We start from the raw sequence: 17,339 nt of genomic DNA, 5'->3' as shown, positions 1-17,339 counted from the left end.
CACATGCGTTGGGATTCACTTTTCGAGGACCTCGAATCACAGCTTCAAGCGCAGCTTGAGGCGCAATTCCGCGACGAGGTCGCCGAAAACATCCGCATTGAACGCGCTACCGAAAACCTGGCGGGAAAACTCAGGGCGTTGACCGGTCGCACCGTGCAGCTGCAGCTGCCAGGCTCTGTCGAAGCAGTGGGTACGGTAGGGCCGATGGGGGAGGACTACCTCTGCGTGGACGCCGAGGCCTCCAACCTGCTCGTCACCCTGCGAGCCATCCGGCGGATCACCGTGCCCCGCTCGTCAAGGCCCACAGCCCTGCCAAGACCCGAGCCCTCGCCCGTCAAGCTGCCGGCTCTATTGCGCGGGCTGCTGCGAGACCGGAGTCGGATGCGGATCCACGACGGGCATGGCGAGCTGCTGGCCGAAGGCACACCCACCCAAATCGGCCAGGACTTCTTGGTGATCGCCGCCCATCCGCGAGACGAGTTCCCCCGGGAATCCAGCATTACTGAACATTCGATCGTGCCTCTTGCCGCCATCGGGTGGATCTCGATTCCCCGGGGTTACTAATCCACAGTTTTCAACTTCGGCCTTTCGCGCTCCACCAACTTGTCGTAGGCTCGGCTCACATATATCCATGTGTTGGAGGTGCGTGCCGTGCCAGCAGAACGACGTGCGAACGAGTCCCATCCTGCCGCCGCGGCGAGGATCAAGCGGCCCAGCTGGAAGGATCCCCGGTTGGCTCTCGGCGCGGTGCTGGTGACCGCATCGGTCATCGGCACGGTCTACCTGGTGCGCGGCATGAACGAAACGACCACCGTGTACGTGGCCGGTGCGAATATCACCCTGGGCGAGCAGCTCACCAGCCGCAACCTCAAGCCGCAGGAAGTCCAGCTCGGCGATTCGCTGGCCAAGTACCTGGAAGAAGACACCCTGGATCTGGGCAATGCGCGGGCCAACACCTTCATCGGCGCCGGCGAGCTCATCCCGCTGTCATCGATCACCAGCAGCGAGCTCGGTTCGCGCCGCCCAGTGAACCTGGAGCTGCCGGCAGAGCTGAGCGATGCGATTACGCCTGGAAGCTTCGTGGATGTCTGGGTCGCCCGGCGCGAAGCAGGCGGCACCAGCTACGGCGTGCCCGAACAGCTGGCGGTAATGGTCGAGGTCTCGGCCCGCGTCGCCCACGCCGGCGGGCTGGTCGGTAACAACGGAACGAACCTGGAGCTGCTGGTTGAATCCGACAAGCTGGAGGCTTTCCTGCAGGCTCTGGCCAACGATGCGCGGATCACCGTGATCTACAACCCTGCAGGCGGGCAGCAATGAGCATTTCGGTAGTGGTGCTCGGGCGCGACGAGCATCTGGTGCGCCAGATCGAGGGGTATCGCGGAGAGCTGATCGTGGTCAGGGTCTGCGACGACGCGGCGGAGGCCATCGCTGCCTGCACCGCCGGTGCGGTCGATGTCTTGCTGGTTTCCGAGCGGGCTCTCATGCCGCCGATGGAGCAAGTCGACCAGCTGACCGTACAGCGCACCATGGTTGCGCTGCTGGATCCGAAACCCGAGCGCACCGCCGCCGTCCCGGGACTTGTGGAAATCCAGGACACCGTCGGCATGGTCGAGCTTGAAGCGCTCATCACCCAGGCACTGGTCGGCCTTGGCCAGGAGGCAACGGAGCGGGAACCCGGATCCACGACAGCTCAGGGCAGCGGAGCGGGACGCGAGGGCAGCATCGTCTGCTTCTGGGGCTCCCCGGGCTCCCCGGGGCGCAGCACCGTCGCGCTGAACTACGCGGTCGAAGCCGCGGTGGCCGGGCTCTCTGTGGTGCTCCTGGACGCCGACACCTATGCCGCCTCCCTGGCAATCCAGCTCGGCCTGATGGACGAATCGGCCTCGATCGCCCAGATGTGCCGTGTGGTCGACTCAGGCTCCCGCGACCCGGCCCGCCTCCGCTCCGCCTGCCTGGCCGTCGAGGTCGCAGAATCCACGCTGATGGTCGCCACCGGCATCCCTCGGGCCAGCCGCTGGCCCGAGGTCCGTGCCGCGGCCCTGCGCAGGGCCGCGCTGACCCTTCGCGCCCACCATGATCTGGTGGTGCTCGACGTGGCGCCCTACATCGAGCTGGACGAGCAACTCAGCTTCGACACCCAGGCGCCCCAGCGCAACGCGGTCACCGTGGAAATGCTGCAGTGCGCCGATGAAGTTTTTATGGTGGTCGCCGCCGACAGCCTGGGCATTCCCCGGGCATTGCGGGCCATTGACGAACTCGAGGAAAAAGTCCCGGGAATCGAGGTGAAAATCATCTTCAACAAAGTATCCTCGGGTAATTCCGGACACGGACCCAAGCGCCGTATTCTGGAGGCCTGGGAGCGTTTTGGACCAACGCACCCCGTCGTTGGATTTCTGCCCAATGACAACCCAATTTGCCATGCTGCAATCTTGGCTGGAAGCCCATTAGTGGAAATAGCTCCCAAAAGTTCATTACGTTCAGAAATCCGGTCGTTGGCTGGCATTAAATCTTCGGATTCCCCGGCTAAGGGGAAGACTCGTCGATTGGCAAAGAACCTGTGAGCCCGAAGCGCTGGAAACATGTAATGTGGGTAAAACTACGGGTCCGCAAAGGCGCGGACCAATCGAACCGTTCTTGGAGGCGTTCACTTGAACTCGTCGGATTCCAGCATGACTGAATCATTCATGGAGGAGACTCTCACCCCAACCCTGGTGAGCGAGTACTACGGCCAGATCGCGAAAGAGGATGTTGCGGCCTACAGGCCCAACGAACTCGAATCGCGTGTTGCCGCCCATCTGGAAATCGGCTATCAGCGCGAAGCTGATCACGCCAACGTCGCCATCACCCGCAATGCGGGCATCTCGGTGGTCAACATTGTCACCGACGACATGCCGTTCCTGGTGGACTCGGTCACCGCGGCGCTCGTCAAACGAGAAGCACCCATCCAGCTTGTGGTCCACCCGACCTTCGTGGTTTCCCGCGACCGCGCCAACGGCCAGATCCAGAACCTACGCCACACCGGCACCCAGCACATGGCCAGCGGCGACACCGCTGCGCTGTCGGATTTGAGCACATTGGTCTCCTCCGACTCGCTGACCAAGATCGAATCGTGGATCTCGGTGGAGCTTGCCCGCGAGCTGAGCGACGAGCAGGCCGAAGCCATCATCACCGACCTCTACCACGTCCTGGGTGACGTGCGCGTCGCCGTGAAGGACTGGCCGGCCATGCTGGACCAGGCCAAGGCCATCGCCGAGAGCCTGCCGCAGACCACCAACGCCGGCCAGATCGCCGAGCTGGAGCAAGCCGTGGAGCTGCTGAACTGGATGGCTGACGACAAGTTCACCTTCCTGGGCTACCGCGAATACGACCTGGACACCGTGAACGGCGAAGACGTCCTGGTGGCCCGCCCCGGCACCGGTCTGGGCCTGATGCGCGAACTGGAAAACCAGGGCCCGCAGCACCTGACCAAGCGAGGCCGCATCACCGCCCGCGACAAGCGCGCGCTGATCGTCACCAAGGCCAATGCCCGCTCGACCGTGCACCGCGGCGTCTACCTGGACTACGTGGGCGTCAAGAGCTTCGACGCCAACGGCGAGGTCAACGGCGAACGCCGCTTTATCGGCCTGTTCTCCTCCAGCATGTACACCTCCAGCGTGAAGTCCGTCCCGGTCGTGCGCGAAAAGGTCAAGGCCGTGCTGAAGAATACCGGATTCGCCCGCAACTCGCATTCGGGCAAGGACATCACCACCATCCTGGAGACCTACCCGCGCGATGAGATGTTCCAAATCTCCGTGGAAGACCTGACCTCCACCGCCCTGGGCATCCTGCGCCTGCAGGAGCGCCGCCGCACCTCGGTATTCATCCGCACCGACGACTACGGCCGCTTCGTCACCGCCATGGTCTACATTCCGCGCGACCGCTTCTCCACCATGGTCCGCCACCGCGTGGAGCATGAACTGCAGACCTCCTTCAACGCCGACTCCGTGGAATACGAGGCCCAGCTGGGTTCCGGCGCGCTGGTGCGCCTGTTCTACCGCCTGCGCCTGCAGCGCCACGGCCTGGCCCCGGTCGTCGACCGCAAGGCCCTGGAGAACCGCATCGCCATGGCAGTGCGCTCCTGGTCCGACGCCATCGTCGACGCCGCCCGCGACAGCCTGGAAGCCGGCGTGGCCAACCAGCTGTCCAACACCTGGGCCGAGGCCTTCCCCGCCTCCTACAAGGTCCAGTTCGAAATCGACGACGCGCTGAACGACATCGAGCTGCTCGCCGAGCTGCAGGAGCCTGCGGCCGCCGCCGGCCCGGTCGTCTCCTTCTACGACCCGAAGACCGACGACGAAGACGCGCTGGTCACCAAGCGCATGAAGATCTACGTCGACCGCCCGCTGCTGCTTTCGCGCATCCTGCCGGTGCTGCAGGACCTCGGCCTGGACGTCGTTGACGAGCGCCCGTACGAGCTGAACCCGGAGGGCATCGGCCAGCGCTTCATCTACGACATGGGCCTGAAGGTCGACGAGTCCGTCGACTTCTCCGCCATCCAGGACAAGCTGGCCGCCGCCTACGCCGCGGTGGTCCGCAACGACGCCGAATCCGACAGCCTCAACGCCCTGGTGCTGCGCGAAGGCCTGGACTGGCAGGAAGTCGCGATGCTGCGCGGCTACGCCCACTACCTGCTGCAGCTGGGTGTGCCGAACTCGACCGGCTTCATCGCCAACGCCTTGGTCAGCAACGCCGCAGTCACCCACGGCATCGTGGAACTGTTCCACGCCACCTTCGACCCGAAGCTGAGCGCCGAGCAGTCGCAGGCGCTGCGCGCCTCCGCCCATGAGAAGATCACCGAAGCCCTAGAGGCCGTGCCGACGCTGGACGCCGACACCCTGCTGCGCCGTTTCGTCAAGGTCATCGAGGCCACCAAGCGCACCAATTACTACGCCGAGAACCAGCAGGCGCTGGCCTTCAAGCTGGCTCCGGAGGAAATCGACTTCGCTCCGTTCCCGCGTCCGAAGCACGAGCTGTGGGTCTACTCGCCGCGTGTTGAAGGAACCCACTTCCGCTTCGGCGCCGTCGCCCGCGGCGGCCTGCGCTGGTCGGATCGCCGAGAGGATTTCCGCACCGAGGTGCTGGGGCTGGTCAAGGCGCAGATGGTGAAGAACTCCGTGATCGTGCCGACCGGCGCGAAGGGCGGCTTCTACGCCAAGCAGCTGCCCAACCCGGCCGTTGACCGCGGCGCCTGGATGGAGGAAGGCAAGGGCGCGTACCGCGTTTTCATCCGCACCCTGCTGGAGCTGACCGACAACCTGGTGTCCGACGAGAACGGCGAGCACGTCGTGGCCCCGCCGAACGTGGTGCGCCGAGACGGGGACGATACCTACCTGGTGGTCGCCGCCGACAAGGGAACCGCGAGCTTCTCCGACACCGCGAACGAGATCTCCGAGGAAAAGGGCCACTGGCTGGGCGACGCCTTCGCGTCCGGCGGCTCGGTAGGCTACGACCACAAGGGCATGGGCATCACCGCCCGCGGCGCCTGGGAATCGGTCAAGCGCCACTTCTTCGAGCTGGGCATCGACACCCAGACCCAGGAGTTCACCGCGGTGGGCGTGGGCGACATGTCCGGTGACGTGTTCGGCAACGGCCTGCGACGCACCAAGACGATCAAGCTGGTCGCCGCATTCGACCACCGAGACATCTTTCTGGACCCGACCCCGAACCCGGAAGCAGCCTTCGAGGAGCGCGAGCGCCTCTACCACCTGCCGCGTTCCAGCTGGGCGGACTACAACCGCGAGCTGATCTCCGCCGGCGGCGGCGTCTACTCGCGCAGCTTGAAGTCGGTGCCGGTCAGCCCGGAGGTCCGCGAGGTCCTGGGTCTGGACGCCTCGGTCACGGCCATGTCGCCGAACGAGCTGCTTAAGGCCATCCTTTCGGCCCCGGTCGACCTGCTGTACAACGGCGGCATCGGCACCTACGTGAAGTCCTCCGCGGAGAGCCACGGCCAGGTCGGCGACCGGGCCAACGACTCGATCCGCGTGGACGGTGCGGATCTGCGGGTGAAGGTCGTCGGCGAAGGCGGCAACTTGGGCATGACCCAGCTGGGTCGCATCGAGGCGGCGCTGAACGGGGTCATCCTGAACACCGACGCCATTGACAACTCGGCCGGCGTGGACACCTCCGACCGCGAGGTGAACATCAAGATCTTCGTTGACCGCCAGATCAAGGCCGGCAACATCGATCCAGCCGAGCGCAAGGAATTCCTGCTGTCGATGACCGACAACGTGGGCGACCTGGTGTTGCAGACCAACTTCAACCAGAACGTGCTGCTGCTGAACGAAAAGCATGCCGCGCAGACCTGGGCTCCGGCCTACGAGCGTCTGATGCAGTGGCTCGAGGTGCACGCGGACCTGAACCGGGAACTGGAGTTCCTGCCCAGCTCCGAGGAGCTGGAAGCGCGCCGTGCCGCCGGCGGCGTCATGACCGCACCGGAGCTGTCGGTGCTGGCCGCCTACGCGAAGATCCAGCTGGCCCACGCCTTGTCCGAATCCGACCTGGCCGATGACCCATACTTCGCGCAGACCATGCGCCGGTACTTCCCGGAGCACCTGGTGGAGCGATTCGGAGACCAGCTGCAGTCCCATCCGCTGCGCAAGGAGATCATCGCCACGGTGATCGCCAACGACATGGTGAACATCGGCGGCATCACCTATGTGTTCCGCGCGATGGAGGAAACCAGCGCCAGCGAAGTGCACATCGCCAAGGTCTTCTGCGCCCTGCGCGAGGTCTACCGCTTCGACGCTCAATTCGACGCGATCAACTCCCAGCCTGCCGGCACCGACGTGGACTACTGGGGACGCCAGCACCACGACATGCGCCGCCTGCTGGACCGGGCCACCCGCTGGTTCATCAACCGCGTCGACCAGGAACTGCTGGTCGGCCAGGCGGTGGAGCGCTACGAGTCGATCGTGACCCAGCTGCGCGAAGAGCTGCCGCAGCTGCTGCGCGGCGACGACCAGGAACGTTTCCAGCAGTGGCATGCGGATGCGTTGGCCAACGGCATCGGCGAACGCCGCGCCAGCATGTGGGCCTCGCAGTTCGAATCCTTCGCGCTGCTGGACGTGGCGGATCTGGTGCACCGCACCCAGGAGGACGTGGAGAAGGTCTCGCAGACCTACTTCATGCTCTACAACCTGTTCAATGTCGACACGCTGCTGAACCGCATCACCAACCTGCCGCGATCCGACCGCTGGCAGGCGCTGGCCCGCGCGGCCATGCGAGACGACCTGTACAGCACGATCATCGACCTGACCAACGACGTTCTGGAATCCTCGGGCCAGATCACCGACGTGGCAGAGCGTGTTGCGGCGTGGGAAGAGGCAAACGCGGCTAATCTGGATCGTGCGAAGGCAATGTTCGCTGAAGTGAACAGCCTGGAACGCGATGACATGGCATCGCTGTCCGTGGCCCTTCGCCTGCTGCGTTCCATCGTCCGGAGGTAATCACCCCTAATGGCCCTCATCACCGAAGATCTACGTCGAAAAGCCGACCTCGGCCCCGGTGATGAGGACTGGCTCCACCTGCTGGTGGGGGATTGGCAGCTGGTCGCGGACCTCGCGTTCGCAGACCTGGTGCTCTGGTTCCCCACCGGCGATGGATCCTATGTCGCCTTGGCGCATGTGCGCCCGTCCACCTCGCACACGACCTTCCACACCGACTTCGTCGGTGAGCGCATCCGCAAGGATCTGCGCATCATGGTGGACCGCGCCTGGGACAGCCGAACCATCCAGCGTTCGGCCGAGCATCCCGGCGCCGATTTGATTCCTGGACTGACCACCGTTCAGGCTGTCCCGCTGGTTCGCCAGAACCGGACCGTCGCGGTGATCACCTCGCACTTCGACCGCAACCAGTCGCGCACCCCCTCGAACTTGGAGCTCGTCTACCGGCAAAGCGCAGACGACTTGCTGGCCATGGGCACCAAGGGGCTGTGGCCCGACTTCGCCAGCCCCACCGGCTCGCGCCGCGGTGCGCCCCGCGTGGGCGACGGCTTCATCCGCTTGAGTGTGGAAGGGACGGTGGAATTCGCCAGCCCCAACGCGGTCTCGGCTTTCCGCCGCCTCGGCGCCGCCGACGTGCTGCAGGGCCAGCCGCTGGCCGACCTGACCATGGCGCTGGTTCGCGACCGCCGTGTGGTCGATGAAACCCTCCCATTGGTCCTCCAGGGCAAGATGCCGTGGCGCACTGAAGTCGAGTACCGCGGCGTCACCCTCTCCCTGCGCGCTATCCCGCTGCGCGATGAATCCAAGCGCTGGGGCGCACTGGTCCTGTGCCGGGACGTCTCGGAACTGCGCCGGCGTGAAAAGGAGCTGGTGACCAAGGACGCGACCATTCGCGAGATCCACCACCGGGTGAAGAACAACCTGCAGACCGTGGCGGCGCTGTTGCGCATGCAGTCGCGGCGCATGAGCTCGGACGAAGGCAAGCAGGGTCTGGAACAGGCCATGCGCCGGGTATCCACGATTGCTTCGGTCCACGACTTCCTGTCCAAGGGACTGAACGAAACCGTGAAGTTTGACGACCTGATGGACCGCCAGTTCCGCCTGATCGTTGAAATCGCTTCGCCGGGGCAGAAGATCTCCACGTGCCGCGAAGGGGAGTTCGGCATGCTCGACGCCGACTTGGCCACCCCGCTGTCGTTGGTGATTAATGAACTGGTGACCAATGCCGTGGAGCACGGCTTGGCCAACCGCGACGGACAGGTGGCACTGATCGCCGAACGCTATCTCGGCACCGACTCCAAGGACTGGCTCAGGGTGACCATCGAGGACGACGGCCACGGGCTGCCGGAAGGGGAGCGCCGTGAAGGTCTCGGCCTGCAGATCGTGCGCACCCTGGTGACCAGCGAGCTGTCTGGGGAAATCCGCTGGCTGCCCGGTGACGAGGGGGGAACGCGGGTAGTCATCGAAATGCCGCTGACCCTGGATCGGCGGGCCTAGCGTCGCAAGACCGCGAAACGGCCAGCTGGTGCGCGCACGCCGGGCGCAATGCAAGGGGCGGCCCGGAGAAGTGGAAACTTCTCCGGGCCGCCCCTTGCGCAGTATTTAGCGGTACTGCTTCATCAACGACTTTACGCTGGCCACGTAGCGCTTGGTGTCGTCGTACATGCCGTACTTCTTCACGCCGCCAAGGCCCTGGTAGTACGCGGCGATGGCATCGTCCAGGTTGTCGGTGTTGTCGAGGTTGTAGCGGATGACTGCAACACCTGCGGTCACGTTGTCCTGCGGGTTGAGCAGGTTCAGCTTCTTGCCCAGGCGGGAGGACATCCACTCGCCGGTGCTCGGGATCACCTGCATGGCGCCCAGGGCGTTGGCGGGGGAGACCGCACGCATGTTGAATCCCGACTCCTGCATGGAGTGCGCCAGCGCCAGCGCCGGGTCAACGCCCATGCGGTTGGCGGTGGACACGATAATGCGTTGCATCTCGCTGCGGCTCGGCACCGAGATCGAGTCCAGGTAGTCCTTGTTCTCGTTCGCGCTGCTGACCACGTGGTCGGCATAGGTGCGGCCGAGGAAGGTGTTGCCAATCTTCTTCTTGGATCCACCGGTGGAGGTCGAGGACACCGAGGAGCCGCTGACCTTGACCTTGGTCCCGATCTGCAGCGGGGTCGAGGTGCTCAGCTGCGGGTTCTTGTCCAGCAGGTCTGACAGCTTCATTCCGTGCTTGGCCGCAATGCCGCCGAGGGTGTCGCCGGACTTCACCGCGTAGCTCGAAGCCTTGGACGATCCGCCCGAAGGCTTGGACGACGAGGAGGACGAAGAGGACGACGAAGCGCTGCCCGAGACCTTGATCTTGTCGCCCGGGAAGATCGGCTTGGAAGCCGAAATGCCGTTCAGGCTCAACAGGGTGCCCAGCTTCATGCCGTTCTTGGACGCGATGCCGCTGAGGGTGTCGCCCGACTTCACGGTGTAGCTCGCTTCGCCGGAAGGCTTCGAGGAAGACGAGGACTTGCCCGAGGAGCTGGAGGAGTTGGCCGAGCCGTTGATGGTGAGCTTGTCGCCCGGGAAGATCGGCTTGCTGGCCGAGATGCCGTTCTTGCTCAGCAGAGCCGAGAGGCTCATGTTGTGCTTGATGGCAATGCCGCCGAGGGTGTCTCCGGCCTTCACAGTGTAGCTGGCCGAGCCGGAACTGGTCGACGAGGACTTGCTCGACGATGACCGCTTGCTGGAGCTTTCGGCTGATCCGCCATCGACCTTGACCTTGTCGCCCGGGAAGATCCTCGTGCTGGAGGAGATGTCGTTTTTCTTCAGCAGGTCGGACAGGCTCATCTTGTGCTTGGCCGCGATCGCGCTGAGCGTGTCGCCGGACTTTACGGTGTAGCTGCTGGTTGCGGATGTGTTCGAAGACTTCGAGGACTTCGACGACGAGGAACCGTGGCCTGGCACCTTCAAGGTCTTGCCAGCGACGATGAAGTCGCTCTTGAGGTCGTTCAGGTCTTTCAGCTTGGAAACGGTGGTCTTGTACTCCACCGCCAAGCTGGACAAGCTGGCGCCTGCCGGGATCTTGATTTCCTTGGTGCTGGCCTTGGCAGGCAGGCCCAGGGAAGGCACGCGGGAAGCAATCAGGTGTGCCTTGATCTGATCTTCAGCGATCTTGATGTTTTCGGGTGTTACCGACTTCGCGGCCGAGCCTGGGGTGTTTACCGATACTGCTGGCGCTGCGTACGCAGCCGGGGCCAAGGCGAGGCTGCCGATGACAGCAGCGGGGATCGCTGCACCTGCGACAACACCTAGCGCATGCGTGGAGACATGGGTCGCTTTGTGGGGCATAGAGTCATTCCTCATTTGTACGGTTGCGATAATCGCGAACAGTCACAAGTGCACCTGAACCGGCTGCTTCAGGAGTTGTTTGTGTTGCAATTGTTATCAAAGTGATACATGAAAATTTACACTACTTATGTGACGCATGGAAACAGCTGTGACTGGTTTGAACAAAGTTTCTGCGGTGAATCGCAATTTATGGGAACCTTAAGGGGTGAATGACATTCAAGAACTTGTTGGCCAGTGGCTGACCCTGCCCGATCTGGCCGAAGAACTAGACATTGATATTCGCCGCGTGCATCGCATGCTTGATGAGCGTACGATCGTGGCTCTACGCATCGGCGAGCGCAAGGTTCGTTCGGTTCCTGCGGAATTCGTTCAGGATGGCGCGGTTGTCGAGAGCCTCAAGGGTACCTTGTCGGTGTTGAAGGACTCGGGCTACTCCGATGAAGAGAGCGTCAAGTGGCTCTTCACCGAGGACGAGTCGCTTCCGGGCACCCCGATGAACGCGCTGCGCTCGGGCCGCAAGACCGAGATTCGCCGTCGCGCGCAAGCATTGGCTTGGTAGATACACGAAGCTTTGTATAAAGAATAGGTCTCGACATTCCTTTATTTGGAAGGAAAGTCGAGACCTATTGTTATCTATCGGTGATGTTCCGCAGGGCTAGCTACTGCGTTTGGTGACTGCATCGCTGAGGAACTTCATGCCGGCCAGCGCGAGGTCGTGGGTCTGGATTTCTCCCAGAGCCTGCAAGGACTGGACAGTTAGTTCGCTGATGCTGCGTTCGGTCTCCTGCAACGCACCGCTGCCCTGCAGGATAGTGCTGAGCTTCTGCACTTCAGCGTCGGACAAGTCCAGGGCGCCGAGTCTGTTCTGGATGAAGTCCTGTTCCTCAGGGGACGTCAGCAGCAGTGCGTGGGCGATGAGTTCGGTCCGCTTGCCTTCACGCAGGTCGTCCCCGGCCGGCTTGCCGGTGATCTCGGGATCGCCGAAGACTCCCAGCACGTCGTCTCGAAGCTGGAACGCCTCGCCCAAGGGCAGTGCGAACGCGCTGTAGCTATCGAGCAGCTCAACGTTCGCGCGGGCGAGCGCACCGCCGAGCAGAATCGGATTCTCGGTGGAGTACTTGGCCGACTTGTAGCGGACGATGGTCCGGGCGCGCTTCACGGCTTCGGCCGGATCGTAGGCGGGGCCGGCCGACTCTTCGAGTACGTCGAGATACTGCCCGGCCATGACCTGGGTCCGCATGCGATTGAAGATGGTGCGCGTAGCGGCGTCAACGCTTGGAATCGCCGCGAAAAGCTCTTCACTCAACGAAAGGCACAAATCGCCGGTCAGGATGGCGCTGGCCATGCCGTAGTTCGCGGCGCTGCCGGACAAGCCCAGCGACTTGTGCTGCGCTTCAAAGTGCTTGTGCACACTCGGACGCCCGCGGCGGGTATCCGAATTGTCGATGATGTCGTCGTGGATCAACGCCGCGGCTTGGAAAAGCTCCAGCGCGGCGCCCAGCTGGATGACCTCTGCAGAATCCCTGGCGCCGCCTGCGCCCAGGAATCCCCAGTAGGCGAATAGCGGACGGAGCCGCTTGCCGCCCCGTGTCAGATCCCGAATCGCGTTGACGATTTCAGTTGCGCTGGTGGTAATTGACGAGACTTCATCATTCTTGTCGGAAAGGAAGTCCTCAAGCTTTGCGGCAACGGCGTCCGTATAGCTCCGGCTCAGCTCCTGGACTTCAGGCTCAAAGGCCGAGACGGTTTCAGGCAACGACATGCAAAATCAATTCTCCGCGTGAAGGGGCAGATGGCTAGGATCAACTCTACCGGGAATCCGGGAGGATATTTCCCGGATGCCATGGGCAAGTGCAAATGCAGTTCCGGGGTGTTCGGCCGCCAGCGCACTGTCGGAAGCGCGCACTAATATAGCTGTCATGAATGACAAAGAGCATCGCGCGATCCTGCACGTGGACATGGATGCCTTTTTCGTCTCGGTGGAACTTATCGACCATCCCGAACTTCTCGGCGAGCCAGTGATCGTCGGATTCCCGGGTGGGCGCAGTGTGGTCCTGTCGGCCTCCTACGACTGCCGGGCCAGGGGAGTTCATTCGGCCATGCCGATGAGCCAGGCGATTGCGCTGATGCCCGAAGCAAACATTGTCGAGCCGGTCCACGGCAAGTACAACGCCATTTCCGAACGGATCATGGCTTACCTGCACACCGTGACCCCGGTGGTGGAACAGGTCAGCGTCGATGAGGCATTCCTCGACGTTACCGGGAGCATGAGGATGCTCGGAGGGCCGGTTGCCATCGGCCGGCGGATTCGAGAGCACATCCAGAGCGAATTCGGCCTGCCTTCCAGCGTTGGCATCGCCCGCAACAAGTTCGTGGCCAAGTTGGCTTCGACGTATGCCAAGCCGAACGGGATGACGGTCGTCGCGCCGGAACGCACCCTGGAATTCCTGCATCAGCTTCCGGTCACCAAGATGTGGGGAGTGGGCAAACGAACGGCAGACCAGCTCCACTCGCTGGGCATCGACACCGTGGCCCAGCTCGCGGCCGAACCTGAATCTCGGCTCGTACAGAAATTCGGGGAGCATGGCCGGGCTCTGTATTTGCTGTCCCAGGGCATAGATAACCGCCCGGTGCAACCCGTGCGGGAGGAGAAGAGCCTTTCCGCCGAACATACATTTTCCACGGATATCCGGGACAAGGACGTACTGGAGCGCGAACTGCTGAGGCTCGGGCACCGGGTCGGCCAGCGGTTGCGCGCCCAAGACAAAGTGGCTCGCGGCGTGGGAATCAAGTTGAAGTACCAGGATTTCAGTGGGATCAACAGGTCCAAGACCCTCGCCGCCGCAACAGATTCATCTTCGATGATCAGTTCCGAAGCGATTAGCCTGTTCCGCAACCTGTGGCCGCTGGCCCAGCCCATCAGGCTGCTTGGGGTCAGAGCCGAACGGCTTGAAGACTCGGCACAGGGGATTCAGCTGAGCCTGGATCCCAGAGACGAAAAAACACGGGAGGCCGAGCGGATCGCCGACCTGATCAGCCAGAAATTCCCGACGTCCTCCACCGGTCCGGCGCGTTTTCTGCGACCCAAGGAGTAAAGAGCATGTTTTGCCTACCAATGCCTAAGTTAACAGTGGTTAAGATCAACTAGCAGGGCGACGTCAAAAGAGACTATCCTAGAAGTGGGTTCGAATTATGACTGGGAACTTTTCCCGAGCATGAGGCGTTGAACCTGTAGACGGTGCATGATCGTCTGAAAGTCATTGGAAGGAGAAGGCGATGCCGCTATCGGAACACGAGCAGCGTCTGTTGGAGCAGTTGGAAAAGCAGCTGCACGAAGACCGTCGCTTTGCCTCCAACATGAAAGCCCCATCAAGCACGGGGCGGCTTTCAACCCGCAACATCGCGCTGGGTATCCTCTTGGTCATTCTCGGGCTGGCCGGTTTGATTTTCGGTATCTCCCAGCAGATCATCGTTGTTGGTGTCATCGGATTCGCGGTGATGTTCGGTGGAGTCATGTTGGCGTTGAAGAAGTCGGCAGCAGGAAAAATCGGCCAGGGCGCCAAGCCCCGCGCAGGATCCAATGCCAAGAACAATTCTCAGTTCATGAGTGGACTCGAAGAAAAGTGGAACCAGCGCAAGCGGGACCAGTCTGACGGCTAGAGCTGATCGCATTTAGAGGTGTAACCCGAGGGTTGCACCTCTTTGTTTTTTAAATTGTCTTTTGGGCCATTCCACAGGCCGTGCGGCATGATGGCGCTTTGGGCGGCCGGAAGGTCCTGCGCGGTGCCTCGCCGCCGACATGGCCGGGATTGCGATTCTCGGCAATTTCCTAGGGAACCATTTCTGGTTGTCGAACCACCGACTCCACTTCCCTCCCCAAGCCCCTCCACCTTCCACCACTGAGGGCCCAAATCCCGAAAACACGTGCATTTTCGCGCCTTATAGGGATTCTTCCGCACTTTTCGGTCCACAGCTGCCCCTGGAGCCTCCACTGCATTTTCTCCTTTAAACACGCGGAAATACGCTATTTTTTATGTCTAAACCTTCGGCAAACCCAGGTAGGTGCGTTGACAGTGGAGGGTTGTGGAGTAAAGTGGAGTGCAGTAGAGGGAATCGGGGATTCTGACCACTTCGCGGAGAAAGGCGGTGTGCATGTTCCTTGGAACTTACACGCCGCGACTCGACGAAAAGGGGCGCCTGATTCTGCCTGCCAAATACCGTGACGAGTTAGCTTATGGGCTGGTCTTGACCCGGGGACAGGAACGCTGCATCTACGTCTTCAGCCAACGAGAGTTCGAGAAGCAACATGAGCAACTTGCTCAGGCTTCGCTGACGTCCCGCAAGGCCAGGGACTATGCCCGCGTGTTCCTTTCCGGTGCGTCTGATGAAGTTCCCGACAAGCAGGGGCGAGTCACAATCCCGCAGGTGCTTCGCACCTATGGCGGTCTCGACCGCGAGGTAACGGTGATTGGTGCGGGTAACCGCATCGAGATCTGGGATTCCGCAGCGTGGCAGCAGTACCTGCAGGAACAGGAAGAAGTGTTTTCCGAGACCGACGAGGATTAGTCGTCCGATCAGGGGCGGCCACTCAGGTCAACCAAGCAGCTGGGATGAGATCTCCAGCCACCTTGAAGGCGAAATCTTCTGGCTTCACTTCCCCGGAGCCAGAATGTCTCGCCGTCAACGGTTGGAGGGGGATCTGATCTCAGCACCGATTTGAACGCGAAAGGGGGCGCAGTGACGAATCAGGATTCCCAGCGACCAGCATCAGAACGACATGTTCCGGTACTTCTGGATCGTTGCGTCAATCTGCTGGCTCCGGGTATTGAACGAGCCAACGCAGAGGAACGTCGGGCAATCGTCGTCGACTGCACCCTGGGCATGGGCGGCCATTCGGAGGCCATCCTCCAGCGGTTCGAGAATCTCCACCTGATCGGCCTGGACCGCGACGAGCAAGCCCACGAGCTTGCCGGGGCCCGTCTGCGTCCCTTCGAGGACCGCATCGACCTCGTCCACGCGGTCTACGACGAGATCGCCGACGTTGTAGCCGATCTCGGTTTCCCCGGCGTCGACGGCGTGCTGTTCGACCTCGGCGTCTCCTCCCTCCAGCTAGATGAGCGTGAACGGGGGTTCGCCTACTCCTATGATGCTCCGCTGGACATGCGTATGGATACCTCGGCCGGACCTACCGCTGAAGATCTGGTCAACGAACTTGAACGCGAGGAACTGCTGCGGATCATCCGCCAATGGGGCGAAGAGAAATTCGCCGGCAGGATCTCCACTGCGATTGTCGAAGCCCGGGCCAAGGCACGGATCACCACCACCGCCCAGCTGGTGGACGTCATTCGATCCGTTGTTCCCGCCGCGGCGGCCCGCAACCACGGGCATCCGGCCAAGCGAACCTTCCAGGCACTGCGCATCGCCGTGAACGAAGAACTGGACGTCCTGGAGCGAGCCATCCCGGCCGCCATGGGCGCACTGAACATCGGAGGCCGAGTGGTGGTCATGAGCTACCACTCGCTGGAAGACAAGATCACCAAACGACACTTCGTCCAGGGATCGACCTCCTCGGCCCCTCCGGGATTCCCGGTTGAGCTGGAGGAACACAAAGCTGAGTTCAAGGTTCTCACCAAGGGAACCGAAAAGCCCAGCGAAGCTGAAATTGCAGAAAATTCACGTGCCGCCTCAGCCCGCCTGCGGGCCGTGGAACGAGTTCTGAAGAGGAGCTAGTATGAGCCAACGAGCCCAGCGCCGAGTGCAAAAGAACGCAGCCATGACTGCCCAACCAGTTGTTGACGGCAGTGCTGCCCGCGCCGTGCGCCCCGAGCCCGTTTCCGCTAGCGATCTCAAGTTTGCTGACACGCCTCAGCGCGTGACTCTTTCGTTGGTCCCACGGATCAACGAGACGAACAAGCGATCCATGGTCGTCACCTCGGTGGTCATGGTCATGTTATTCGTCGCGGTCATCGTGGCCCTGGTCCTGATGAACACCTCGGTGGCCCAGCGCCAGTACGACATCGTTTCCCTGCGCAATCAGGAACGCGCCCTCTCCCAGGAGAACCAGGCGTTGCTCAAGGATGCCCAGTCGCTCTCGGCACCGCAGGCACTGGCTCGCAAGGCTTCCGACCTCGGACTCGTCGCCCCGGGTGCGCCCGGACTGATTGACCTCTCTGAGGGAAAGATCACCCAGCCAGCTGAAGAAGCGGTCAAGGGCGACAAGAACGCGACGAATTACGACACTCTGCCGCTACCGGGCGAAATCATCAACGGCAGCAAGAAGGCCAAGGCCGCTGAAGAGAAAGCGAAGTCCACGACGCCCGAAACCACGGTTGGCAAGCAGACTTCCGAAAAGCCTGAGAAGGCCGCGGCAGCAGAGACCAAGCCGGAGACGGTCGAACGCAAGGTCGGGGACGACGGACGCCCCGTATTCACCGAAGGCGAGCTCAACGGCGGCACGATTCCGGCGCCGACCATGAAATCCCCGACGGACTAAGGTTCGCTTCCTAAGCTTGAACACAGGGCGGCAACTTG

Annotated in this window: 13 protein-coding genes; 11 read left to right on the top strand and 2 right to left on the bottom strand. The window is 62.3% G+C overall.

The annotated features are described in order from the left end of the window. The first annotated feature begins 3 nt into the window (after positions 1 to 3). The 5 genes from RF641_RS15285 (at position 4) to RF641_RS15265 (ending at position 8,978) form a co-directional block, all read left to right on the top strand. On the top strand, positions 4 to 564 hold the full coding sequence (locus RF641_RS15285; protein WP_152666857.1) for a hypothetical protein: 561 nt from the start codon (positions 4 to 6) through the stop codon (positions 562 to 564). A gap of 87 nt (positions 565 to 651) precedes the next feature. Beyond that, the gene (locus RF641_RS15280; RefSeq protein WP_424573536.1) at positions 652 to 1,317 is read left to right on the top strand and encodes a hypothetical protein; all 666 of its coding nucleotides are present in this window, start codon (positions 652 to 654) and stop codon (positions 1,315 to 1,317) included. Then, positions 1,314 to 2,561, top strand: coding sequence for an AAA family ATPase (locus tag RF641_RS15275; protein WP_047119500.1), 1,248 nt, complete (start codon positions 1,314 to 1,316; stop codon positions 2,559 to 2,561). Before RF641_RS15280 ends, RF641_RS15275 begins: the two co-directional genes overlap by 4 nt. 108 nt (positions 2,562 to 2,669) lie before the next feature. Further along, positions 2,670 to 7,484, top strand: coding sequence for an NAD-glutamate dehydrogenase (locus RF641_RS15270; RefSeq protein WP_244910787.1), 4,815 nt, complete (start codon positions 2,670 to 2,672; stop codon positions 7,482 to 7,484). A 9-nt stretch (positions 7,485 to 7,493) separates the two neighbouring features. Further along, positions 7,494 to 8,978, top strand: a complete 1,485-nt coding sequence (locus RF641_RS15265; RefSeq protein ID WP_047119499.1) for a sensor histidine kinase — start codon at positions 7,494 to 7,496, stop codon at positions 8,976 to 8,978. A 105-nt stretch (positions 8,979 to 9,083) separates the two neighbouring features. Here RF641_RS15265 and RF641_RS15260 read toward each other — a convergent pair whose 3' ends face one another. Then, positions 9,084 to 10,808, bottom strand: coding sequence for a LysM peptidoglycan-binding domain-containing protein (locus RF641_RS15260; protein WP_424573535.1), 1,725 nt, complete (start codon positions 10,806 to 10,808; stop codon positions 9,084 to 9,086). Positions 10,809 to 11,013: 205 nt separating this feature from the next. Here RF641_RS15260 and RF641_RS15255 point away from each other — a divergent pair, with 205 nt between their 5' ends. Continuing rightward, the gene (locus RF641_RS15255; protein WP_047119498.1) at positions 11,014 to 11,367 is read left to right on the top strand and encodes an Rv2175c family DNA-binding protein; all 354 of its coding nucleotides are present in this window, start codon (positions 11,014 to 11,016) and stop codon (positions 11,365 to 11,367) included. A 96-nt stretch (positions 11,368 to 11,463) separates the two neighbouring features. Here the strand turns inward: RF641_RS15255 and RF641_RS15250 are convergent, their stop codons facing one another. After that, complete coding sequence (locus RF641_RS15250) at positions 11,464 to 12,570, bottom strand: polyprenyl synthetase family protein (RefSeq protein WP_113606464.1); 1,107 nt, start codon at positions 12,568 to 12,570, stop codon at positions 11,464 to 11,466. A gap of 157 nt (positions 12,571 to 12,727) precedes the next feature. Between RF641_RS15250 and dinB the strand changes: the two genes are divergently transcribed. The 5 genes from dinB to RF641_RS15225 all read left to right on the top strand — a co-directional run bounded on the left by dinB (position 12,728) and on the right by RF641_RS15225 (position 17,301). Beyond that, entirely contained in the window at positions 12,728 to 13,903 is a 1,176-nt protein-coding gene (gene dinB, locus RF641_RS15245; RefSeq protein ID WP_113606463.1) for a DNA polymerase IV, read from the top strand. 181 nt (positions 13,904 to 14,084) lie between these two features. Beyond that, entirely contained in the window at positions 14,085 to 14,468 is a 384-nt protein-coding gene (locus tag RF641_RS15240; protein ID WP_047119496.1) for a DUF3040 domain-containing protein, read from the top strand. 492 nt (positions 14,469 to 14,960) lie between these two features. Then, complete coding sequence (gene mraZ, locus RF641_RS15235) at positions 14,961 to 15,374, top strand: division/cell wall cluster transcriptional repressor MraZ (RefSeq protein WP_047119495.1); 414 nt, start codon at positions 14,961 to 14,963, stop codon at positions 15,372 to 15,374. A 171-nt stretch (positions 15,375 to 15,545) separates the two neighbouring features. Next, positions 15,546 to 16,538, top strand: a complete 993-nt coding sequence (gene rsmH / locus RF641_RS15230; RefSeq protein WP_424573534.1) for a 16S rRNA (cytosine(1402)-N(4))-methyltransferase RsmH — start codon at positions 15,546 to 15,548, stop codon at positions 16,536 to 16,538. A gap of 142 nt (positions 16,539 to 16,680) precedes the next feature. Next, positions 16,681 to 17,301: a hypothetical protein gene (locus RF641_RS15225; RefSeq protein ID WP_146955833.1), complete on the top strand. Its 621-nt coding sequence runs from the start codon at positions 16,681 to 16,683 to the stop codon at positions 17,299 to 17,301. Positions 17,302 to 17,339: the final 38 nt, after the last annotated feature.

The sequence above is a fragment of the Arthrobacter sp. 'calajunan' genome, from assembly GCF_046940185.1.
Lineage (GTDB): Bacteria > Actinomycetota > Actinomycetes > Actinomycetales > Micrococcaceae > Glutamicibacter > Glutamicibacter soli.
Note: the sequence above shows the minus strand (reverse complement) of the source record. Positions and strands in the feature narration are given on the sequence as shown.